The sequence below is a fragment of the Micromonospora sp. L32 genome (assembly GCF_052068055.1).
Lineage (GTDB): Bacteria > Actinomycetota > Actinomycetes > Mycobacteriales > Micromonosporaceae > Micromonospora > Micromonospora purpureochromogenes.
The window spans coordinates 144,331-162,555 of record NZ_JBQHDD010000002.1; the positions used below are offsets into that span (position 1 = coordinate 144,331).

General features: G+C 73.4%; 12 protein-coding genes and 1 pseudogene. 6 read left to right on the forward strand and 7 right to left on the reverse strand.

Going from position 1 to position 18,225, the window contains the following annotated elements:
- Window positions 1-104: 104 nt before the first annotated feature.
- On the forward strand, window positions 105-2,063 hold the full coding sequence (locus ACTMTB_RS05275) for a penicillin-binding transpeptidase domain-containing protein (protein ID WP_441142869.1): 1,959 nt from the start codon (window positions 105-107) through the stop codon (window positions 2,061-2,063).
- A gap of 499 nt (window positions 2,064-2,562) precedes the next feature.
- Here the strand turns inward: ACTMTB_RS05275 and ACTMTB_RS05280 are convergent.
- The 6 genes and pseudogenes from ACTMTB_RS05280 to ACTMTB_RS05305 form a co-directional block, all read right to left on the reverse strand.
- A pseudogene (locus ACTMTB_RS05280) lies at window positions 2,563-3,517 on the reverse strand (arginase family protein); the annotation flags it as partial.
- Window positions 3,518-3,583: 66 nt separating this feature from the next.
- On the reverse strand, window positions 3,584-4,510 hold the full coding sequence (locus ACTMTB_RS05285; protein ID WP_441142871.1) for a tetratricopeptide repeat protein: 927 nt from the start codon (window positions 4,508-4,510) through the stop codon (window positions 3,584-3,586).
- A 210-nt stretch (window positions 4,511-4,720) separates the two neighbouring features.
- On the reverse strand, window positions 4,721-6,409 hold the full coding sequence (locus ACTMTB_RS05290) for an acyl-CoA mutase large subunit family protein (protein ID WP_441142873.1): 1,689 nt from the start codon (window positions 6,407-6,409) through the stop codon (window positions 4,721-4,723).
- Between the two features lie 92 nt (window positions 6,410-6,501).
- The gene (locus ACTMTB_RS05295) at window positions 6,502-6,906 is read right to left on the reverse strand and encodes an Asp23/Gls24 family envelope stress response protein (protein ID WP_210776221.1); all 405 of its coding nucleotides are present in this window, start codon (window positions 6,904-6,906) and stop codon (window positions 6,502-6,504) included.
- 83 nt (window positions 6,907-6,989) lie between these two features.
- Window positions 6,990-7,994, reverse strand: a complete 1,005-nt coding sequence (meaB, locus tag ACTMTB_RS05300; protein WP_210776220.1) for a methylmalonyl Co-A mutase-associated GTPase MeaB — start codon at window positions 7,992-7,994, stop codon at window positions 6,990-6,992.
- 55 nt (window positions 7,995-8,049) lie between these two features.
- Window positions 8,050-9,249, reverse strand: coding sequence for an acetyl-CoA C-acetyltransferase (locus ACTMTB_RS05305; RefSeq protein ID WP_441142876.1), 1,200 nt, complete (start codon window positions 9,247-9,249; stop codon window positions 8,050-8,052).
- A 62-nt stretch (window positions 9,250-9,311) separates the two neighbouring features.
- Here ACTMTB_RS05305 and mce point away from each other — a divergent pair, with 62 nt between their 5' ends.
- The 5 genes from mce to ACTMTB_RS05330 all read left to right on the forward strand — a co-directional run bounded on the left by mce (window position 9,312) and on the right by ACTMTB_RS05330 (window position 17,403).
- Window positions 9,312-9,788 carry a methylmalonyl-CoA epimerase gene (gene mce / locus ACTMTB_RS05310; RefSeq protein WP_154942305.1) on the forward strand — a complete coding sequence of 159 codons (477 nt, stop codon included), beginning with the start codon at window positions 9,312-9,314 and terminating at the stop codon, window positions 9,786-9,788.
- A gap of 355 nt (window positions 9,789-10,143) precedes the next feature.
- Window positions 10,144-11,499: a crotonyl-CoA carboxylase/reductase gene (gene ccrA / locus ACTMTB_RS05315; protein WP_280836239.1), complete on the forward strand. Its 1,356-nt coding sequence runs from the start codon at window positions 10,144-10,146 to the stop codon at window positions 11,497-11,499.
- A 278-nt stretch (window positions 11,500-11,777) separates the two neighbouring features.
- A complete protein-coding gene (locus ACTMTB_RS05320) occupies window positions 11,778-13,046 on the forward strand; it encodes a cell division protein DivIVA (RefSeq protein ID WP_357611590.1) in 1,269 nt (422 codons plus the stop codon).
- 178 nt (window positions 13,047-13,224) lie between these two features.
- Complete coding sequence (locus ACTMTB_RS05325) at window positions 13,225-15,321, forward strand: hypothetical protein (protein ID WP_441142879.1); 2,097 nt, start codon at window positions 13,225-13,227, stop codon at window positions 15,319-15,321.
- A gap of 1,020 nt (window positions 15,322-16,341) precedes the next feature.
- Window positions 16,342-17,403: an AI-2E family transporter gene (locus tag ACTMTB_RS05330; RefSeq protein ID WP_441143982.1), complete on the forward strand. Its 1,062-nt coding sequence runs from the start codon at window positions 16,342-16,344 to the stop codon at window positions 17,401-17,403.
- A gap of 3 nt (window positions 17,404-17,406) precedes the next feature.
- On the opposite strand, the gene ACTMTB_RS05335 is transcribed toward ACTMTB_RS05330, so the two are convergent.
- Window positions 17,407-18,207, reverse strand: a complete 801-nt coding sequence (locus tag ACTMTB_RS05335) for an alpha/beta hydrolase (protein ID WP_441142881.1) — start codon at window positions 18,205-18,207, stop codon at window positions 17,407-17,409.
- Between the last annotated feature and the right edge of the window lie 18 nt (window positions 18,208-18,225).

Consider the following 18,225-nt stretch of genomic DNA (forward strand, 5'->3'; position numbering starts at 1 on the left):
ACCGCCGTCGGGGTCTTCACGCAGCGTGCGGCCACGCCGGGGCGGTACGGGGAGCACGGTCGTACTAGCGTGCAGGGCAGTCCGAGATCCGGAGGTACCGCTCCATGCCCGTGTCGTACCCGCTCCGCCGTCCCCGTACGCGCCTCCGGCCGGCCCTCGCGGCGCTGACCGCCACCGTGCTGGCGGCCGGCGCGCTCACCGGGTGTTCGGACGGTGACGGACCGGAGCGGACCGTCGACGCCTTCCTGACCGGCTGGCGCTCCGGCGACCTCGGCGCGGTCGGGTTCATCGACCCGACCGGCGCCCGGCTGCCGGCCACCGAGGTCGCCAAGGAGATCAAGGAGCTCTCCGGCGAGCTGGCCGCCACCCCGCCCACCCTGCGCCGCTCCGGCGACGCCGAGGTCACCAAGGACATCGCCACCGCCAAGGTCCGGGTGGAGTGGGCGCTGCCGGGAAAGACCACCTGGGCGTACGACCGGCCGGTGCGGCTGCGCCAGGGCCGGGACGACCAGTGGCAGGTGATCTGGGAGCCGCAGCTGGTGCAGGAGCAGCTCGGCGAGGGCGACCGGTTGACGGTACGCCGGACCGCCAGCCCCCGGGCGGGGGTGCTGGACGCCGCCGGGCAGCCGATCGTGGCGCCCCGGCAGGTGGTCCGCGTCGGTGTGCAGCCCAGCGAGGTGACCGACGTGAAGGCGCTGGTCAGGCAGCTCGACGCGGCGTTCAAGGCGATCCGGCCGGCGTTGAATCCCCCGGTCGACCTCTCCGACCTGCCGAAACGCCTCAGCGAGGCGGATCCGGGCGCCTTCGTCGAGGTGGTGACGCTGCGGGACGAGGCGTACCGGCAGATCCGGTCGCGCATCTACGACCTGCCCGGCACCCGGTTCCCCACCGAGAAGCGGGACCTGGCCCCCACCCGGGAGTTCGCCCGGGCGCTGCTCGGCTCCGTCGACGAGGCGCAGGCCGACGACCTGGCCGCCCACCCCGACCGGTACGCCAAGGGCGACCTGGTCGGGCACGGCGGCCTCCAGGGCCGCTACGACGACCGCCTGCGCGGCACTCCCGGGCTCACCGTGCTCGTCCAGGGACCGGCCGGTCCCGACGGCACCCCAGAGCCGACCGAGGTCTTCCGGCACGAGCCGCAGCCCGGCCAGCCGCTGAAGACCACCCTCGACGTGGCCACCCAGAACGCCGCCGACGCCGCGCTGCGCGGCGAGAAGCGCCGCTCGTCCCTGGTGGCGGTACGGATCAGCGACGGCGCGGTGCTCGCCGCGGCCAACGGGCCGGGCGCGGCCGGGGAGAACCTGGCCTTCACCGCCCAGGTGCCGCCGGGCTCCACCTTCAAGGTGGTCAGCGCCCTCGGCCTGCTGGACCGCGGCGCGGTCGGCGCCGACTCCGTCGTGGACTGCCCGAAGACGTTCACGGTGGACGGACGTCCCTTCAAGAACTCCGACGACTTCGTCCTCGGCAAGGTGCCGTTCCGCACCGACTTCGCCAGGTCCTGCAACACCGCCTTCGCCTCCCTGGCGCCGAAGCTCGGCCCCGACGGGCTGGCCGTCACCGGCCGTACCCTCGGCCTGGAGGGCAGCTGGGACCTCGGCACGGACGCCTTCACCGGCAAGGTCTCGGCCAACGGCTCGCCGGTCGAGCAGGCCGCCGCCGCGATCGGCCAGGGCACCACCGTGGTCAGCCCGCTGGCCATGGCCGGAGCCACCGCCGCGGTCGCCCGTGGGCGCTGGGAGCAGCCGAAACTGGTGCTCGACCCGGCCCCGGCCAAGCCGGCGGAGCCCGGCCCGCAGCTCAAGGCCGAGTCGGTGGAGCCGCTGAAGGCGATGATGCGCGAGGTGGTCACCGCCGGCACGGCGAAGGCGCTGGCCGACGTCCCCGGCGGCCCGGTGTACGGCAAGACCGGCACCGCCGAGTACGACAACAACCCGGCGCACACCCACGCCTGGTTCGTCGGCTGGCAGGGTGACGTCGCGTTCGCGGTCTTCGTCGAGCAGGGCGGGTCGAGCACGGCCAGCGCGGTCCCGATCAGCGAGCGCTTCCTCCGCGCCCTCCGCTGACCCGCCCCCAGCGCCGGCGCGCCTCGCCGGCCGCGAGCGTTGGTCGACTCCGTTTGCGGCGAGTCGTGGTGTCCGTCAGCCGTGATATCGCAACACGCCGCAAACCGTGTCGATCACAGACCAGGCGAGCCGGGCCGGACCGGGGCGTGGGCGATCCGTCAGGCGATGCCGGCGGACGACGGTGAGGGGTCGTCCTCCGACGTCCCGTCCTCGTCGGCACGGGGCACCCGGCGGAGCAGGCCGGGCCCGACGGCGGCGGGCGGCCCGACCGGCTCGACGGCGACCGCGGGCATCGGCGTCTCCACCGGCGCCGGCGCGAGCCCTCCGGTCGCCGGGCCCGTCGCGGCCTCCGGCTCGTCCACCGCCGGCTCGCCGGACCCGAGCGGCGCGATGCCGACCGGGGAGCCCGGCCCCGGCGCTCCGGCCGGCCCGGCACCGCCGTTGGGCGCGGTGGCGAGACCGGCGCGGGTCGCCGGCCCGGTGGACCGGACGCGCTGCGGCGGCGGGGCGGCCGGCAGCAGCCGGGGCGGCACCGCCTGCGGCGCCGACACCGGGGCCAGGCCAGCCACGACGGTGTTGACGATCTCGGCGGCGTACGAGCCGTCCGGGTCGTAGTCGGGGTCGAAGACGGTCAACTCGACGCCGAGGCAGTGCGGGGTGTCCACCAGCCCGGCGAGCAGGATCTCCAGTTCGGCGAAGGCGATCCCGCCCGGGTCCGGCGCGTCCACCGCCGGCATCACCGCCGGGTCGAGCACGTCCACGTCGATGTGCACCCAGTAGCCGGCGCAGTCGGCGAGCTGCTCGTGCGCCCACTGGGCGGTGCGGGCCGCGCCCTCGGCGCGCAGCGCCGGCACCGGCCGGGTGGTGATGCCGGCGGCCTGGAGGTCGAGGCGGTACTCATCCTGTGCGCGGATGCCGAGCACCACCACGTCGATGTCGCGGAAGTAGGGGCGCCGCCCCTCGATGGCGGCCAGGTCGGCCTGCCCGCGCCCGGTCACCAGGGCCAGGTCCTCCCCCGCCGCCGCGCCCACGTACGAGGCGTTGCCGGGGTGCCGGAAGTCGGAGTGGCCGTCGACGAAGACCAGCCCGATCCGGCCGCCGACCGCCTCGCCGAGCCGGTGCATGGCCAGCGCCGAGCCGAGCAGCACCGAGCAGTCGCCGCCGAGCACCAGCGGGAACTCGCCCCGGTCGATGATCGCACCGATCCGGTCCGCGAGGGCCACCGAGTAGCCGGAGATCTCCCGGGCGTGGCAGACGCCGTCGCCGGGCCGCCAGTCGCCCGGGTCGTACCGGGGTGGGGTGAGGCAGCCGGCGTCGCGGGCCCGCAGCCGGGCGAGCAGGTCGTGGTCGCGCAGCGCGCCGGGCGCCTTGCCGCAGCCGGGAACGGAGGTGGACGTGGGTGGGCGCAGTCCCAGGTTTGTCGGCGCGTCGAGGACGGCGATCCGGCGCATCATGGGCTCCCGTCCTCGGTGGTCGGGCGGGCCGGCCGGAACGCCGGCCCGCGCTGGCGTGCTACGAACTCAGAACAGGGCGCTGGCCAGGGCCCGCCGGGCCGAGGCGACCGCGGGGTCGTCCGGGCCGGCGATGGTGAACAGCGAGACCAGGTGCTGGCGTACCTTCTCCCGGTCGTCGCCGGCGGTCCGCCGGACCAGGCTGACCAGCCGGGCGTACGCCTGCTCGGCCAGGCCGCTGAGCACCTCGATGTCGGCGGCGAGCAGCTGCGCCTCGACGTCGTCGGGGGCGGCCTGCGCGGCGGCGACCGCCGCCTGGGGGTCGACGCCGGCGACCCGCCGGGCCACCCCGACCTGGGCCAGGCCGGCCTCCGCCGCGGCGTCCGCCGGGGACTCGGCGAGGATCTTCTTGTACGCCCGCTCGGCGGCGTCCAGGTCGCCGCTCATCAGTGCGTCGTCGGCCTCGTCGAGGCGCGGGTCCTCCGGCTCGGCCACGGCCACGCCGCCGGCCTTGAGCACCGCCGAGATCCACTGGCGCAGCTGCGGCTCGGGGACGACGCCGGGGAACGCGTCGATCGGCCGCCCGCCGACGACCGCGTAGACGGTCGGGATCGCCTGGATCTGGAACATCTGGGCGATCCGGGGGTTCTCCTGGACGTCGACCCGGGCCAGCACCCACGCGCCGGCGTCCTCGGTCGCCAGCCGCTCCAACACCGGTGCGAACTCGTCGCTCTCCGGGTAGCCGGCCGCGCCGAAGAAGACGACGACGGGCGTGGTCAGCGAACGCTCGAGCACCTCGGACTGGAGGGTCGCCTCAGTCACGTCGATCACGGCGAGGCCGCCGCCTCCGGTGGCGGGGCCGCCCGGGAGACCGGCGGACGGGCCGGCCTGGGTCGGTGTGCTGGGGCGGGTGTTGGCCGGTGCGGTGCTGCGCAGCGCGCTGAGGTCGACCGCGCCGCGGGTGAAGATCGACGAGGTGATCCGTGGGTCGCTCATGGTTATCTAGTCTCGCACGTGTCCCGCGGAACTCAGATCAACCGCGACGGCGACAGTTGCAACTCTCACCCTGCTCACCGCCCCTCCCCCGCCCCCACCCCGCCGCCTCCCGCGATCTTGCACTTGCCGCCCCGACAAATGCGGCAGATGCCGCGTTCGGCGGGCCGAAAGTGCAAGATCGCGAGGGTGGGGGTGGGGTGGGGGGTGGGGTCAGAAGCGGGCGGGTTCGCGGTAGACGCCCCACTCGGCGCGCAGCGCGTCGCAGATCTCGCCGAGGGTGGCCTCGGCGCGGACGGCGTCCAGCATGGCCGGGATCATGTTCTCGCCGGTGCGGCCGACCTCGACCATCCGGGCGACGGCGGCCTTGACGGCGGCGTCGTCCCGGGCGGCCTTGCGCTCGGCGAGCACCCGACGCTGCTCCAGCTCCACCTCGTGCGAGATGCGCAGGATCTCCAGCTCCTTGGCGACCGTGCCGGTGTGGCAGTTGACGCCGACGATCCGCTTGTCGCCCTTCTCCAGCGCCTGCTGGTAGACGAAGGCCGACTCGGCGATGTGGCCGGTGAACCAGCCGTCCTCGATGCCGCGCAGGATGCCGGAGGTCATCGGGCCGATCTGGTGCGGGCCCTCGCCGCCGAGCTGCCGGATCCGGGCGAAGATCTCCTCCGCCTCGGCCTCGATCTTGTCGGTGAGCGCCTCGACGTACCAGGAGCCGCCGAGCGGGTCGGCGACGTTGACCACGCCGGTCTCCTCCATCAGCACCTGCTGGGTACGCAGGGCGATCTCGGCGGACTCGTCGGTGGGCAGGGCCAGGGTCTCGTCGAGGGCGTTGGTGTGCAGCGAGTTGGTCCCGCCGAGCACCGCGGCGAGCGCCTCCACGGCGGTCCGTACCACGTTGTTGACCGGTTGCTGCGCGGTCAGCGACACCCCGGCGGTCTGGGTGTGGAACCGCAGCCAGAGCGCCTTCTCGCTGGTCGCGCCGTAGACGTCGCGCAGCCAGCGGGCCCAGATCCGGCGGGCGGCGCGGAACTTGGCGATCTCCTCGAAGAAGTCGACGTGCGAGTCGAAGAAGAAGCTCAGGCCCGGGGCGAAGACGTTGACGTCCAGCCCGCGGCTGAGCCCCAGCTCGACGTAGCCGAACCCGTCGGCCAGCGTGTACGCCAGCTCCTGCGCGGCGGTCGCCCCGGCCTCGCGGATGTGGTAGCCGGAGACCGAGAGGGGCTTGTACCGCGGGATCTCCCGGGCGCAGTACTCCATCAGGTCGCCGATCAGGCGCAGGTGCGGCTCGGGGTCGAAGAGCCACTCCTTCTGCGCGATGTACTCCTTGAAGATGTCCGTCTGCAGGGTGCCGTCCAGCTTGGACAGGTCGGCGCCCTGCCGCTCGGCGGCGACCAGGTACATGCAGAAGACCGGCACGGCCGGGCCGGAGATGGTCATCGAGGTGGTGACGCCGGCCAGGTCGATGCCGTCGAAGAGCGCCTGCATGTCGGTGGCGGTGTCGATGGCGACGCCGCAGTGGCCGACCTCGCCGAGCGCCTGCGGGTCGTCGGAGTCGCGGCCCATCAGCGTGGGCATGTCGAACGCGACCGAGAGCCCGCCGCCGCCGGCGCCCAGGATCATCTTGTAGCGCTCGTTGGTCTGCTGGGCGTTGCCGAACCCGGCGAACTGCCGGATCGTCCAGGTGCGCCCCCGGTAGCCGGTCGGGTGGAGCCCCCGGGTGTACGGGAACTCGCCCGGCCAGCCGATCCGGTCGAAGCCCGGGTACGCGGTGCCCTCCGGCGGGCCGTAGACCGGGTCGACGGTCATCCCGGACAGCGTGGTGAAGTCGGCGTCCCGCTTTCGCGCGGCGTCGTAGCGGGCCTGCCAGCGTGCCCGTCCGGCTGCGATCTCGTCGGCGTTCATCCGCGGGGCTCCTCCTCGAGTCCTCGACTGAAGACCGAGTGTAGAACGGAGTCCTGAACGATCGCTAAGGAAGTTCGTACCGGTCGGTAACCTTATCCGGCCGGGGCGTCGAGCGCGACGTCGTCCACCCGGATGTTGATCTCGTCGGCGCGCAGGCCGTACGCCTCGACCGCCGCCGTCACCGCCGCCCGTACCGCGTCGGTCACCTGCGGCACCGGGTGCCCGGCGGAGATCACCAGCACCAGGTTGACCACCGCCCCGCCGTCGGTCACGTGCGCCGAGCAGCCCCGCCGCGCGTCGCCGACCTGGTCCAGGCCGACCCGGTCGAGCACGGCGTTGAAGAACCGGGCGACGTCGCCACCGAGCTCGGCCACCCCGGGCACGGACCGGGCGGCGGCCACCGCGATCTTCTCCACCACCTCGTCGGAGACGTGCGTCGTCCCGCCCGCCACCGCGTCCGGAGTCACCGACAGCTCCTGCGTCGCCTCGTCAGCCATGGTTTACCCGCCCACTCGTCCAGCCCCACGCTCGCCGTGGAGCGGTGCGAGCGTACTAGGCGGGCAGGTCCGCAGTGGACCGGTCAGGACCCGAGCTGGGCCAGCAGCTCGTCCGCTGCGGCGTACGGGTCGAGCGCGCCCTCGGCCACCTTGGCGGCGAGCGTCGACAGCTCCGTACCGTCGCGCAGTGAACCGATCCGGGCGCGGAGCGCGCCGAGCGCGATCGCCTCGATCTCGGCGGCGGCCCGCGTCTCCCGGCGGCGGCGCAGCTCGTCGTGCTGCTCCAGCCAGCCGCGGTGCTTGTCGATGGCGGCGGCGATGTCGTCGATTCCCTCGGCCCGTGCGGCGATCGCGCGGACCACCTGCGGACGCCACTCGCCGGGCCCGCGTTCACCGAGAGCGATCATGCCCTGGATGTCGCGGACCGTCGCGTCGGCGCCGTCCCGGTCGGCCTTGTTGACCACGAAGACGTCGGCGATCTCCAGGATGCCGGCCTTGACCGCCTGGATCGCGTCGCCCATGCCGGGGGCCAGCAGGACCAGGGTGGTGTCCGCGAGCGAGGCCACCTCGACCTCGGCCTGGCCGACCCCGACGGTCTCCACCAGCACCACGTCACAGCCGGCGCCCTCCAGCACCCGCACCGCCTGCGGGGTGGCCGCGGACAGCCCGCCGAGGTGGCCCCGGCTGGACATCGAGCGGATGTAGACCCCCGGGTCGGTGGCGTGGTCCTGCATCCGGACCCGGTCGCCCAGGATCGCGCCGCCGGTGAACGGGCTGGACGGGTCGATCGCCAGCACACCGACCCGGTGACCGCGCGCCCGCAGCGCCCGCACCAGCTCGTTGGTGGTGGTCGACTTGCCCACCCCCGGCGAGCCGGTCAGGCCCACCACCTGGGCCTGACCGGCGTACGGCGCGAGGGCCGCCGCCACCTGCGGCAGCACCTCGTCACCGGACTCGACCAGGGTGATCAGCCGGGCCACCGCGCGGGGGTCACCCGCGCGGGCCCGCTCCACCAGCATCGGTACGTCCCGGCTGCGGCGCACCGGCCCGGTGGCCGTCGCCGGGACGTGATCGACGGCGTCGCTCACTGTGGTCCCTTTGTTCACGGCTGCGAAGCTCGCAGCACCGACTCGCTCCGCGCGCTCACTGCTGGCTCTCGGCCCCAGCCGGCACGTGGATGATCAGTGCGTCACCCTGACCGCCACCGCCGCAGAGCGCGGCCGCGCCGGTGCCGCCACCCCGGCGCTTGAGCTCCAGCGCGAGGGTGAGCACCAGCCGGGCGCCGGACATGCCGATCGGGTGGCCCAGCGCGATCGCGCCGCCGTTGACGTTGACCTTGTCCGGGCTGACCCCGAGGTCGCGGGCCGACTGGATGCCGACCTGGGCGAACGCCTCGTTGATCTCGATCAGGTCCAGGTCGGCGACGCTCAGCCCGCCCTTCTTGAGGGCGTGCTGGATGGCGTTGGACGGCTGCGAGTGCAGCGAGTTGTCCGGCCCCGCCACGTTGCCGTGCGCGCCGATCTCGGCCAGCCAGGTCAGCCCCAGCTCCTTGGCCTTGGCCTTGCTCATCACGACCACGGCGGCGGCGCCGTCGGAGATCGGCGAGGAGCTGCCGGCGGTGATGGTGCCGTCCTTGGTGAACGCTGGGCGCAGCTTCGCCAGCGACTCGGCCGTGGTGTCGGGGCGGATGCCCTCGTCCTCGCTGATCACCAGCGGCTCGCCCTTGCGCTGCGGGATGACCACCGGGGCGATCTCGTCGGCGAAGTGGCCGTTCTTCTGCGCGGCGGCGGCCCGCTGGTGGCTGGTCGCGGCGAACGCGTCCTGCTCCTCGCGGGTGATGCCGTGCCGCACGCCGTGCTTCTCGGTGGACTCGCCCATCGCGCAGCAGTCCCAGGCGTCGGTCAGCCCGTCGAGCGCCATGTGGTCCTTGATCGTGACGTCGCCGTACTTGTAGCCGGAGCGCTGGCCGAGCAGCAGGTGCGGGGCGTTGGTCATCGACTCCATGCCGCCGGCCACCACGATGTCGAACTCACCGGCCCGGATGAGCTGGTCGGCCAGGGCGATCGCGTCCAGGCCGGAGAGGCAGACCTTGTTGATGGTCAGCGCCGGCACGGACATCGGGATGCCGGCCTCGACCGCCGCCTGCCGGGCCGGGATCTGCCCGGCGCCGGCCTGGAGCACCTGCCCCATGATCACGTACTGCACCTGGTCCGGAGCGACGCCGGCGCGCTCCAACGCCGCCTTGATCGCGACGCCGCCGAGCTTCGTCGCCGGGAGATCCTTGAGGTTGCCCAGCAGGCGCCCCATGGGGGTCCGCGCGCCGCTGATGATCACCGAAGCCATTGCCTGCCTCCGAGGGGGTGCCGACCTGTACGCCTTAACGATTGTTCGGTCAGACTAGCGCCATGGCTGAGAACTCCCCCGTCGAGCCCGCTGCCGACTATGTCACAGACATCGGCCTGCGCCGCATCGACCACGTCGGGGTCGCGGTCGCCGACCTCGACGCCGCGATCGACTTCTACCAGCGCACCTTCGGCATGCGGTGCGTGCACGTCGAGACCAACACCGAGCAGGGCGTACGCGAGGCGATGCTGGCCGTCGGCCCGACCACCGAGGGCGGCTGCGTGCAACTGCTCGCCCCGCTGACCCCGGAGTCGACCATCGCGAAGTTCCTGGACCGCAACGGGCCGGGCGTGCAGCAGGTGGCGTACACGGTGGCCGACATCGACGCCGCCTGCGCCGCGCTGCGCGAGCGGGGCGTACGGCTGCTCTACGAGAAGCCGAAGCGGGGCACCGCCGACTCCCGGATCAACTTCGTGCACCCGAAGGACGCCGGCGGCGTCCTGGTCGAGCTGGTCGAGCCGGCCGCCGACGCCCACTGACCGCCCGCCTCGCCTGTTCCGCACTGCCGTTTGCGGCGTGTCGCGGTGTCCCCGCCGTCGGACACCGCGACACGCCGCATCCGGGGCCGGCGGACCTCGCCGGCCCACCCAGGGAACGGGGCGGAGCGCGGGGGTGCGCGGTACGGGTGCGGCGCGGACACCTCCACGCACCGGCCAATGCAGTTTTTCACACAGGACTTCCGGCCCTAGCTACCGTTCAGTAACGTCCCGGCCCAACAAGGAGCGCGACCGGTGCCGGATGTGTCGATTGCCGACATGGCGGTCGGTCGCACCGGCGCCGACGATGGCAGCACCCCTGCCCCCCGGCGTGGGTGCGGACGAACGGGAGGTCACCGTGCAGGACATCCTCGAAGCGATCATGGCGGCGGAAGGCTCCGACCGACCGGAGCGCGAACTCGCCGGTCTCGCCGGACTGCCGGTACCGGAGACCTACCGCGGCGTGGTCGTCCGGGCCGAGGACACCCGGATGTTCGACGGGATGGCCACCCGCGACAAGGACCCGCGCAAGGCCCTGCACCTGCAGGAGGTGCCCACCCCGGAGCTCGGCCCGGGCGAGGCCCTGGTCGCGGTGATGGCCAGCGCCATCAACTACAACACGGTCTGGACCAGCATCTTCGAGCCGCTGCCGACCTTCAAGTTCCTCCAGCGCTACGGCCGGCTCTCCGAGCTGACCCGCCGGCACGACCTGCCGTACCACGTGGTGGGTTCGGACGCGGCGGGCGTGGTGCTGCGCACCGGTCCCGGCGTGACCAAGTGGAAGGCCGGCGACGAGGTCGTCGCGCACTGCCTCTCGGTGGAGCTGGAGGACGCGGCCGGCCACGACGACACCATGCTCGACCCGCAGCAGCGGATCTGGGGCTTCGAGACCAACTTCGGCGGCCTGGCCGAGCTGTGCGTGGTCAAGGCCAACCAGCTGATGCCCAAGCCGCGCCACCTGAGCTGGGAGGAGGCGGCCAGCCCCGGGCTGGTCAACTCGACCGCGTACCGGCAGTTGGTCTCGCACCACGGCGCCAACATGAAGCAGGGCGACGTGGTGTTGATCTGGGGCGCCTCCGGCGGCCTGGGCGGCTACGCCACCCAGATGGCGCTCAACGGCGGCGCGATCCCGGTCTGCGTGGTCTCCTCGCCGGAGAAGGCCGAGCTGTGCCGGAAGATGGGCGCCGAGCTGGTGATCGACCGCACCGCCGAGGGCTTCCGGTTCTGGAAGGACGAGCAGACCCAGGACCAGGACGAGTGGCGCCGCTTCGGCGAGCGGATCCGCGAGCTGACCGGCGGCGAGGACCCGGACATCGTCTTCGAGCACCCCGGCCGGGAGACCTTCGGCGCGAGCGTCTACGTCGCCAAGAAGGGCGGCACCATCGTCACCTGCGCCTCCACCAGCGGCTACCTGCACCAGTACGACAACCGCTACCTGTGGATGCACCTCAAGCGGATCGTCGGCAGCCACTTCGCCAACTACCGCGAGGCGTGGGAGGCCAACCGGTTGGTGTCGCTGGGCCTGATCCACCCGACGGTGTCGCGGACCTACCCGCTGGAGCAGACCGGCCAGGCGGCGTACGAGGTGCACCGCAACGCCCACCAGGGCAAGGTCGGCGTGCGCTGCCTCGCCCCCACCGACGGGCTGGGCGTCCGGGACACCGCGCTGCGCTCCCGGCACGAGGACGCGATCAACCGGTTCCGCGGCCACTGAGCCGTCCGGGTGATGCCGGCATGCCCATTGCGGTGAGGCGGCCATTGCCTTTCCACATGGGCGGCGCACCCCATTCGAGTGACGACGGACAAAGGGCCGCGGGCATCCCCCGCGGCCCTTTTCCCGCTCACTCGGCGTGACCTCGGCCCGCCCGGGACCTGCCAAGATCGCCGATTGGTCCGGTCTCCGCCGAGTGCGGAAGTTGACCATGTAATGAGGACACGAAAGCTCGGGACCGCTCTTGCGAACGACCCCGGGGGGTCTGCAAGTATGTCCCAATGCCCCAGCAGCAGTCCTCCCCTCTCGCGTTCTTCGATAACGCGAACTCGCAGCCAGATTTCACCGTCGGCCTGCGCGGATACAACACCCACCAGGTCGATGACTTCATCGGCCGGATGACCGCCGCGCTGACCCAGTCCGAGCAGGCCCGCGCCGAGGCCGAGCAGCGGATGAACGACGCCCAGCGTCGGCTCCGCCAGGCCGAGCAGCGCCAGAGCGCGCTTGAGCAGAAGCTCACCGACACCAGCAAGCAGCTCGAGGAGAACAGCCGGCCGACCCTCTCCGGCCTGGGCACTCGCGTCGAGCAGATCCTGCGGCTGGCCGAGGAGCAGGCCAACGACCACCGCAACGAGGCCAAGCGCGAGTCGGAGGGCATCCTCTCCGCGGCCCGCTTGGAGGCCCGGGAGATCACCGACAAGGCGCGCGCCGAGGCGGCGGCGATGAAGGCCACCGCCGAGCGGGAGGCCGGCAACGTCCGCACCACCGCCGAGCGCGAGGCCGCCGAGGTCCGCGTGCAGGCCCGCCGCGAGGCCGACACCCTGCGCGCCGACGCCGACCGGGAGACCAAGCAGCTGCGTACGGTCACCGCGCACGAGGTGGCCGAGCTGAAGTCCACGGTCGAGCGGGAGGTCGCCACCCTGCGCGCCACCGCCGAGCGGGAGATCACCCAGCAGCGGGCCAAGGCCGCGCGCGAGGCCGAGGAGAAGCGGGCCGAGGCGACCAAGCTGCTCACCGACGCCCGCGACAAGCGGGACAAGGACCTCCAGGCCCTGGAGCTGCAGCTCGCCGAGCGCCGCGAGAAGGCCGAGCGCGAGGAGTCCGAGCGGCACGCCGCGCAGGTCGCGCAGACCCAGAAGCTGGTCGGCGAGGCCGAGCAGCGGGCCCGCGCCGCCCAGGAGCGCGCCAAGGAGATCGAGCAGCGCGCCGAGGCCCGCCGGGTCGAGTCGGAGCGCACCGCCAACGAGACCGTCGACAAGGCCAAGGCGCTGGCCGAGAAGACCCTCAACGAGGCCAAGGCCGAGGCGAACCGGCTGCTCACCGAGGCGCGCACCGAGGCGGAGCTGACCACCCAGGCGGCCCGCCGCGAGGTCGAGGACCTCACCCGCCAGAAGGACGCCGTCACCTCCCAGCTCGGCCAGATGCTCTCCGGCCTGGCCGGCATCGTGCCGGGTGTGCCGGCGCAGCAGCCGGCCGCCGCGCCGGCGAAGCCGGAGGCCGCCAAGGCCGCCGGCACCGAGCAGCGGGCGACCGCGGAGACGGCCAGCTGACCCACCGCACCGTCGGGGCATGAGTTCACGGCGCGGGGTGACACCGGGTGACCGGTGGCACCCCGCGCCGTATGCGTTTCCCAACCCCTGATACGGCCGGTCCGACCGTGATGAAGTAGGTCGCAACAGGGGCGTCCGTATCGCCCCAGCAGGACCGGATGCGTGTGAGGATGGGGGTATGTCGCACGGCGAGGAACTGTTCGCTCTCGGCGGGGACGTGACCACGGAGCCCAGCTTCGAGTCCGCCCTGCGGGGGTACGAGAAACGACAGGTCGACCGGTACGTCGCTCGTGCGGAGCACGAGATCGCGACACTGACGGCCGAGCGGGAACAGGCGTACACCCAGATCCACAAGCTGGCCGGGCAGGTCGAGCATCTCCAGCGGGACCTGGCCCAGGTGCGCAAGCAGATCGGCGTGGTGGACCGCGCCTCGTTCAAGCACCTGGGGCCCCGGGTCGAACAGATCCTCGCCCTCGCCGAGGAGCAGGCGGACGCCATCCTGAGCGCCGCCAACGATGAGATCGAGGCCCGTCGCGCCGCCGCCGAGCACATCATCGACGAGGCCCGCGAGCAGGCCGCCCAGGCACTCAAGGACTTCGAGATCGCGTTGGCGGCGCGGCGCGCCGAGGAGGAGCGGCACACCGCCGCCCGCAAGGCCGAGGCGTCGGCCGCGCTCAAGAGCGCCAAGGAGGACGCGGCCCGGCTGCGGGCCACGGCCCAGGACGAGTCGAATCGGCTGCGCGCCACCGCCCAGGACGAGTCGACCCGGCTGCGCGCCGCCGCCCAGGAGGCGCTGACGAAGGCGCAGCAGGAGGCCACCCAGCTCCGCGACACGGCCAAGGAGATCCACAGCCGGGCCCAGCAGGAGGCCACCAAGCTGCGCGAGACGGCCAAAGAGGCGCTGGCGAAGGCGCAGCAGGAGGCCACCGAGCTGCGCGAGGCGGCCAAGGAGGTGCACGCCAAGGCCCAGCAGGAGGCCAAGCGGCTCACCGAGTCGGCGGCCGAGGCCGGGCGGGCCACCCACGCCAAGGCCCTCCAGGAGGCGAAGCGGATCACCGACGACGCCGAGGAGGCCGCGAAGGGCACCCGGGGCCGGGCCCGGCAGGAGGCGCACCGGCTGACCACGGAGGCCGCGGAGACGGCCAAGCGCAGCCGCGCCGAGACCGAGGCGTACGTGCAGCGGATGCGCAGCGAGACCGAGGCGTACGTGCAGCACGCCCGCGCTCAGACGCAGCAGGAGCTGGGCGCCTGGCGAGCGGGCGTGGAGAAGGAGGTCAACGGCCAGCGGGAGGCCGCCGACCGGGAGCTGGCGCAGCGTCGCGCCGCCATCGAGCAGGAGTACGCCAAGCGCCGCGACGAGCTGGAGAAGCAGCACAAGACCCGCCACGACCAGCTGGAGCGGGAGTGGACGGCGCGCCGCGACGAGATCGAGCAGGGCGCCGCCGAGGTCCGTCGGTCCGCCGAGGTCGACGCGCTCACCATGCGCCGCCGGGCCGAGGAGGAGGCCACCACGCTGCTCCAGCGGGCCGAGACCGAGTCGGCCGACAAGCGCCGCAAGGCCGACGAGCACGTCGCGGCGTCCCGCCGGCAGTTCGAGGAGTACGCCGCGACCACCCAGCAGCACCTGGCCACCACCCAGCAGCACCTGGCCGCGACGCAGCAGGAGGCGGCGGCGGGCCGGCAGCAGCTCGCCGAGGTGATGTTGGAGATCGCGCGGGCCCAGCAGCAGCTCGCCGACCTGCGTCAGGAGACCTGGCAGGCGCGGCAGGAGTCCGACGAGCTCCAGCGGCAGATCACCGAACTCCAGCTCCGGAAGGTCACCGGGACGGCGGCCGTACCGACGACGGACGGTGCCGCTCCGGCGCTCGCCGGCGTCACTCCGAGCACCGACGGCGCGAAGCCCACCGGCGACGGCGCGAAGCCCAAGGCCGACGCCGTGAAGGCCATCGCCGACGGCGCGCGAGTCACCGGCGACGGCGCGAAGACCGCGCCGGCCACCGACGGGGCCAGGCCGAAGGCCGAGCCGGTCGCCGGCACGGACGGGGCGAAGCCCAAGGCGCGCCCGGTGGCCGAGCCGGTGACCACCGTGGACGGTGGCACGGCCAGCGCCGGTGTCGACGGGGAGCCGACGGTGGCCGCGGTGCCCGGTACGGGCGGCCGCGAGGCCACCCCGACCAAGATCACCAGCACCGGCGAGAACGGCAAGCGGCCGACCAAGCCGACCACCGACGAGCGCGGCGCCAAGCCGAGCAAGGTCACCGCCGAGTCGGAGTGACCGGGGCCGTTCCGGCGCCGCGAGCGCCGGAACGGCCGCCCGGCTGAGCTGGGCCAGGACTCGCCCTGTCCCGTGCGGTATCCGGCCGTCCGCCTCGCCATCAGGCCGGACCGGATCGCCCTGCGTCCTGAGCCTGTCCCGGGTCCTGAACCGCCTCGACCCGGCCCACGATCGTCCCGATCCACGGCCGTCCCAGCCCCGCCACAATCGCCACCCACGATGGTCCCGACCCGCGACCGTCCCAGCCCCGCCACAATCGCCACCCACGATGGTCCCGACCCACGAGCGTCCCAGCCCGCCACCGTCGCGGCTCACGACGTCCCGACCCACAGCCGTCCCAGCCCGCCAGGGTCGCGGCCCACGACGGTCCCACCCCGCTGCGGTCCCGACCCCGCCAGCATCCTGGCGACCCGGCCCGACGACACCCCTCCGCCACACGCTTTGCTCTGCTGCGGTCCAGGCAACAGCGAGAGTGCTCCCAGTGTTGCCGGCTGGGCAGCAGAGCAAAGGAGGCGATGGGACCGCGGTGCCCGGCGCGGTGCGACTCTCCAGGTGAAATGACGGACCGCGGTCGGCAACGCAGCCGGCCGGGACGGACCGCCCGGGCGGAATGTTGTCCAGCCGAGGCCCGGTCGGCGGAGCGTGGCTGGTCCGACAGGCCTGGCGGGCGGCCGGACAATGCGGGCGGGGCTGGCTCGGGCACCTGCCGGCCACTACCCTCCGGGCAGGGGGCCGGCCCGGGGCTCGGGCCGGACGGTCCGACAGGGTCCGGCGTACCGCCGGGGCACGATCCGGGGAGGTCGAGTGGGACAGGACGAACCGGTGGAGGGCGAATTTCGGGACGACGCCGGCACCCGACCCACCACGCCCGGCGGGCGACGCACCCAGCGCGACGGAGAGCACCCGTCGACCGACGGGGACCCGACGGACTTCGAGCCCACCGGGGAACGGCCCGCGGCCGGCGCGCACGCGGCCACGTCGACCGACGCCGACCCGACGGAGTTCGAGCCGGCCGCTCCGGTGGCGACCCCCTCCGGGCGCTACGGCCAGCCGGGGCGGCCGCTGCGGCGGAGCAGCTTCCTGGTCGGCTTCACCGGTGCGCTCGGCGTGCTGCTGGCGTACACGCTCTATCTGGGCGTTCGCAACGCCGGCGGCATCCTCGTCCTGGTGGTCATCGCGCTCTTCCTGGCGGTCGGGCTCAACCCGGCGGTGGTCCGGTTGCGCTCCTGGGGAGTGCCGCACGGTCTCGCGGTGACGACGGTGGTGCTCACCCTGCTACTGCTGATCGCCGGCGGCCTGGTGGCGCTCGTGCCGCCGGTGGTGACGCAGACCGGGGAGTTCGTCGACCAGATCCCCAGCTACGTCGAGGAGTTGCGGCGCAACCCCACGGCCAACGAACTGGTGGAACGGTACGACGTGATGGAGCGCGTGCAGTCGGCGGCGAACGCCGACACCGTGGGCCGGGCACTCGGCGGTGTGCTCGGCGGCGCCCAGCTCATCTTCGGCACCCTGCTCCGGGCGCTCACCGTGCTGGTGCTGACCATCTACTTCCTGGCCTACTTCGACAAGCTGCGCGCCCTGGCGTACGGGCTGGTCCCCCGCTCGCGGCGGCAGCGGGTCAGCCTGATCGGCGACGCGATCCTGACCAAGGTCGGGGCGTACATGGTGGGCGCGCTGAGCATCGCCGTGCTGGCCGGCGTGAGCACGTTCGTCTTCGCGCTGGTCGTCGGGCTGCCGTACCCCTTCGCGCTGGCCGTGGTCGTCGCCGTGACCGACCTGATCCCGCAGATCGGCGCCACCCTCGGCGCGGTGATCGTCGCCCTGGTCGGGTTCGCCACCGGGCTGCCGACCGGGATCGCCTGCGTGGCCTTCTTCCTGGTCTACCAGCAGGTGGAGAACTACCTGATCTACCCGAAGGTGATGCGGCGGTCGGTGGAGGTCAACGAGGTGGCCGCCCTGCTCGCCGCGCTGCTCGGGGTGGCGCTGATCGGCGTGGTCGGCGCCCTGATCGCCATCCCGACGGTGGCGGCGCTCCAGCTCATCCTGCGCGAGGTGGTGCTGCCCCGGCAGGAGGCCCGCTGACCCTCAGTCCCGCGCCGGTCCCGGGACGGGCGTATCGGCGAAGGAGGCCACCGTACGGTCGGCGTACGCGCTGACGTCGCCGGTCTCCATCGGGCCGTCCCAGGTGGTGGGCAGCGGCAGCGGCACGGCCGGGTTGACCCGCCGGACGATCTCGTCCAGCACCGTCTCGGCGTCGCCCACCCAGAGGTGCTTCGCGCCGGGCACCCCGACCACCTCGGCCTGCGGCACCGCCGCGAAGCGCTCCCGCGCCTCGTCCGGCCGCAGGTAGTCGTCGAACTCGGGCACCAGCGCGGTGAGCGGGGTGCCCGCCTCGGCCCAGGCCGCGAGATCCGCCGGCTCGGAGAAGCGCAGCGGCGGGGAGAGCAGGATGGCGCCGGCCACCGCCGGGTCGCAGCCGTGCTTCAGGGCCAGGTCGGTGCCGAACGACCAGCCCACCAGCCAGATGTTCGGCAGTTCGTGGAACTCGGCGTACTCGATCGCGGCGGCGACGTCGAACCGCTCCCCCACCGCGGCGTCGAAGGTGCCCTCGCTGGTGCCGCGGACGCTGCTGGTGCCCCGGGTGTTGAACCGGAGCACGGCCAGGTCGGCCAGGGCCGGCAGCCGCCAGGCCGCCTTGCGGAAGACGTGGCTGTCCATCATCCCGCCGTGGGTGGGCAGCGGGTGCAGGCAGACCAGGGTGGCCACCGGCTCCCGGTCGACCGGTCGGGCCAGCTCACCGACCAGGCGCAGGCCGTCGGCGGTGTGCAGCTCGATGTCCTCCCGGTGGCCGGGCAGGATCGACGACGCGCGGATCGGTGTGCTCACCGCTCAAGTCTGGCGCGA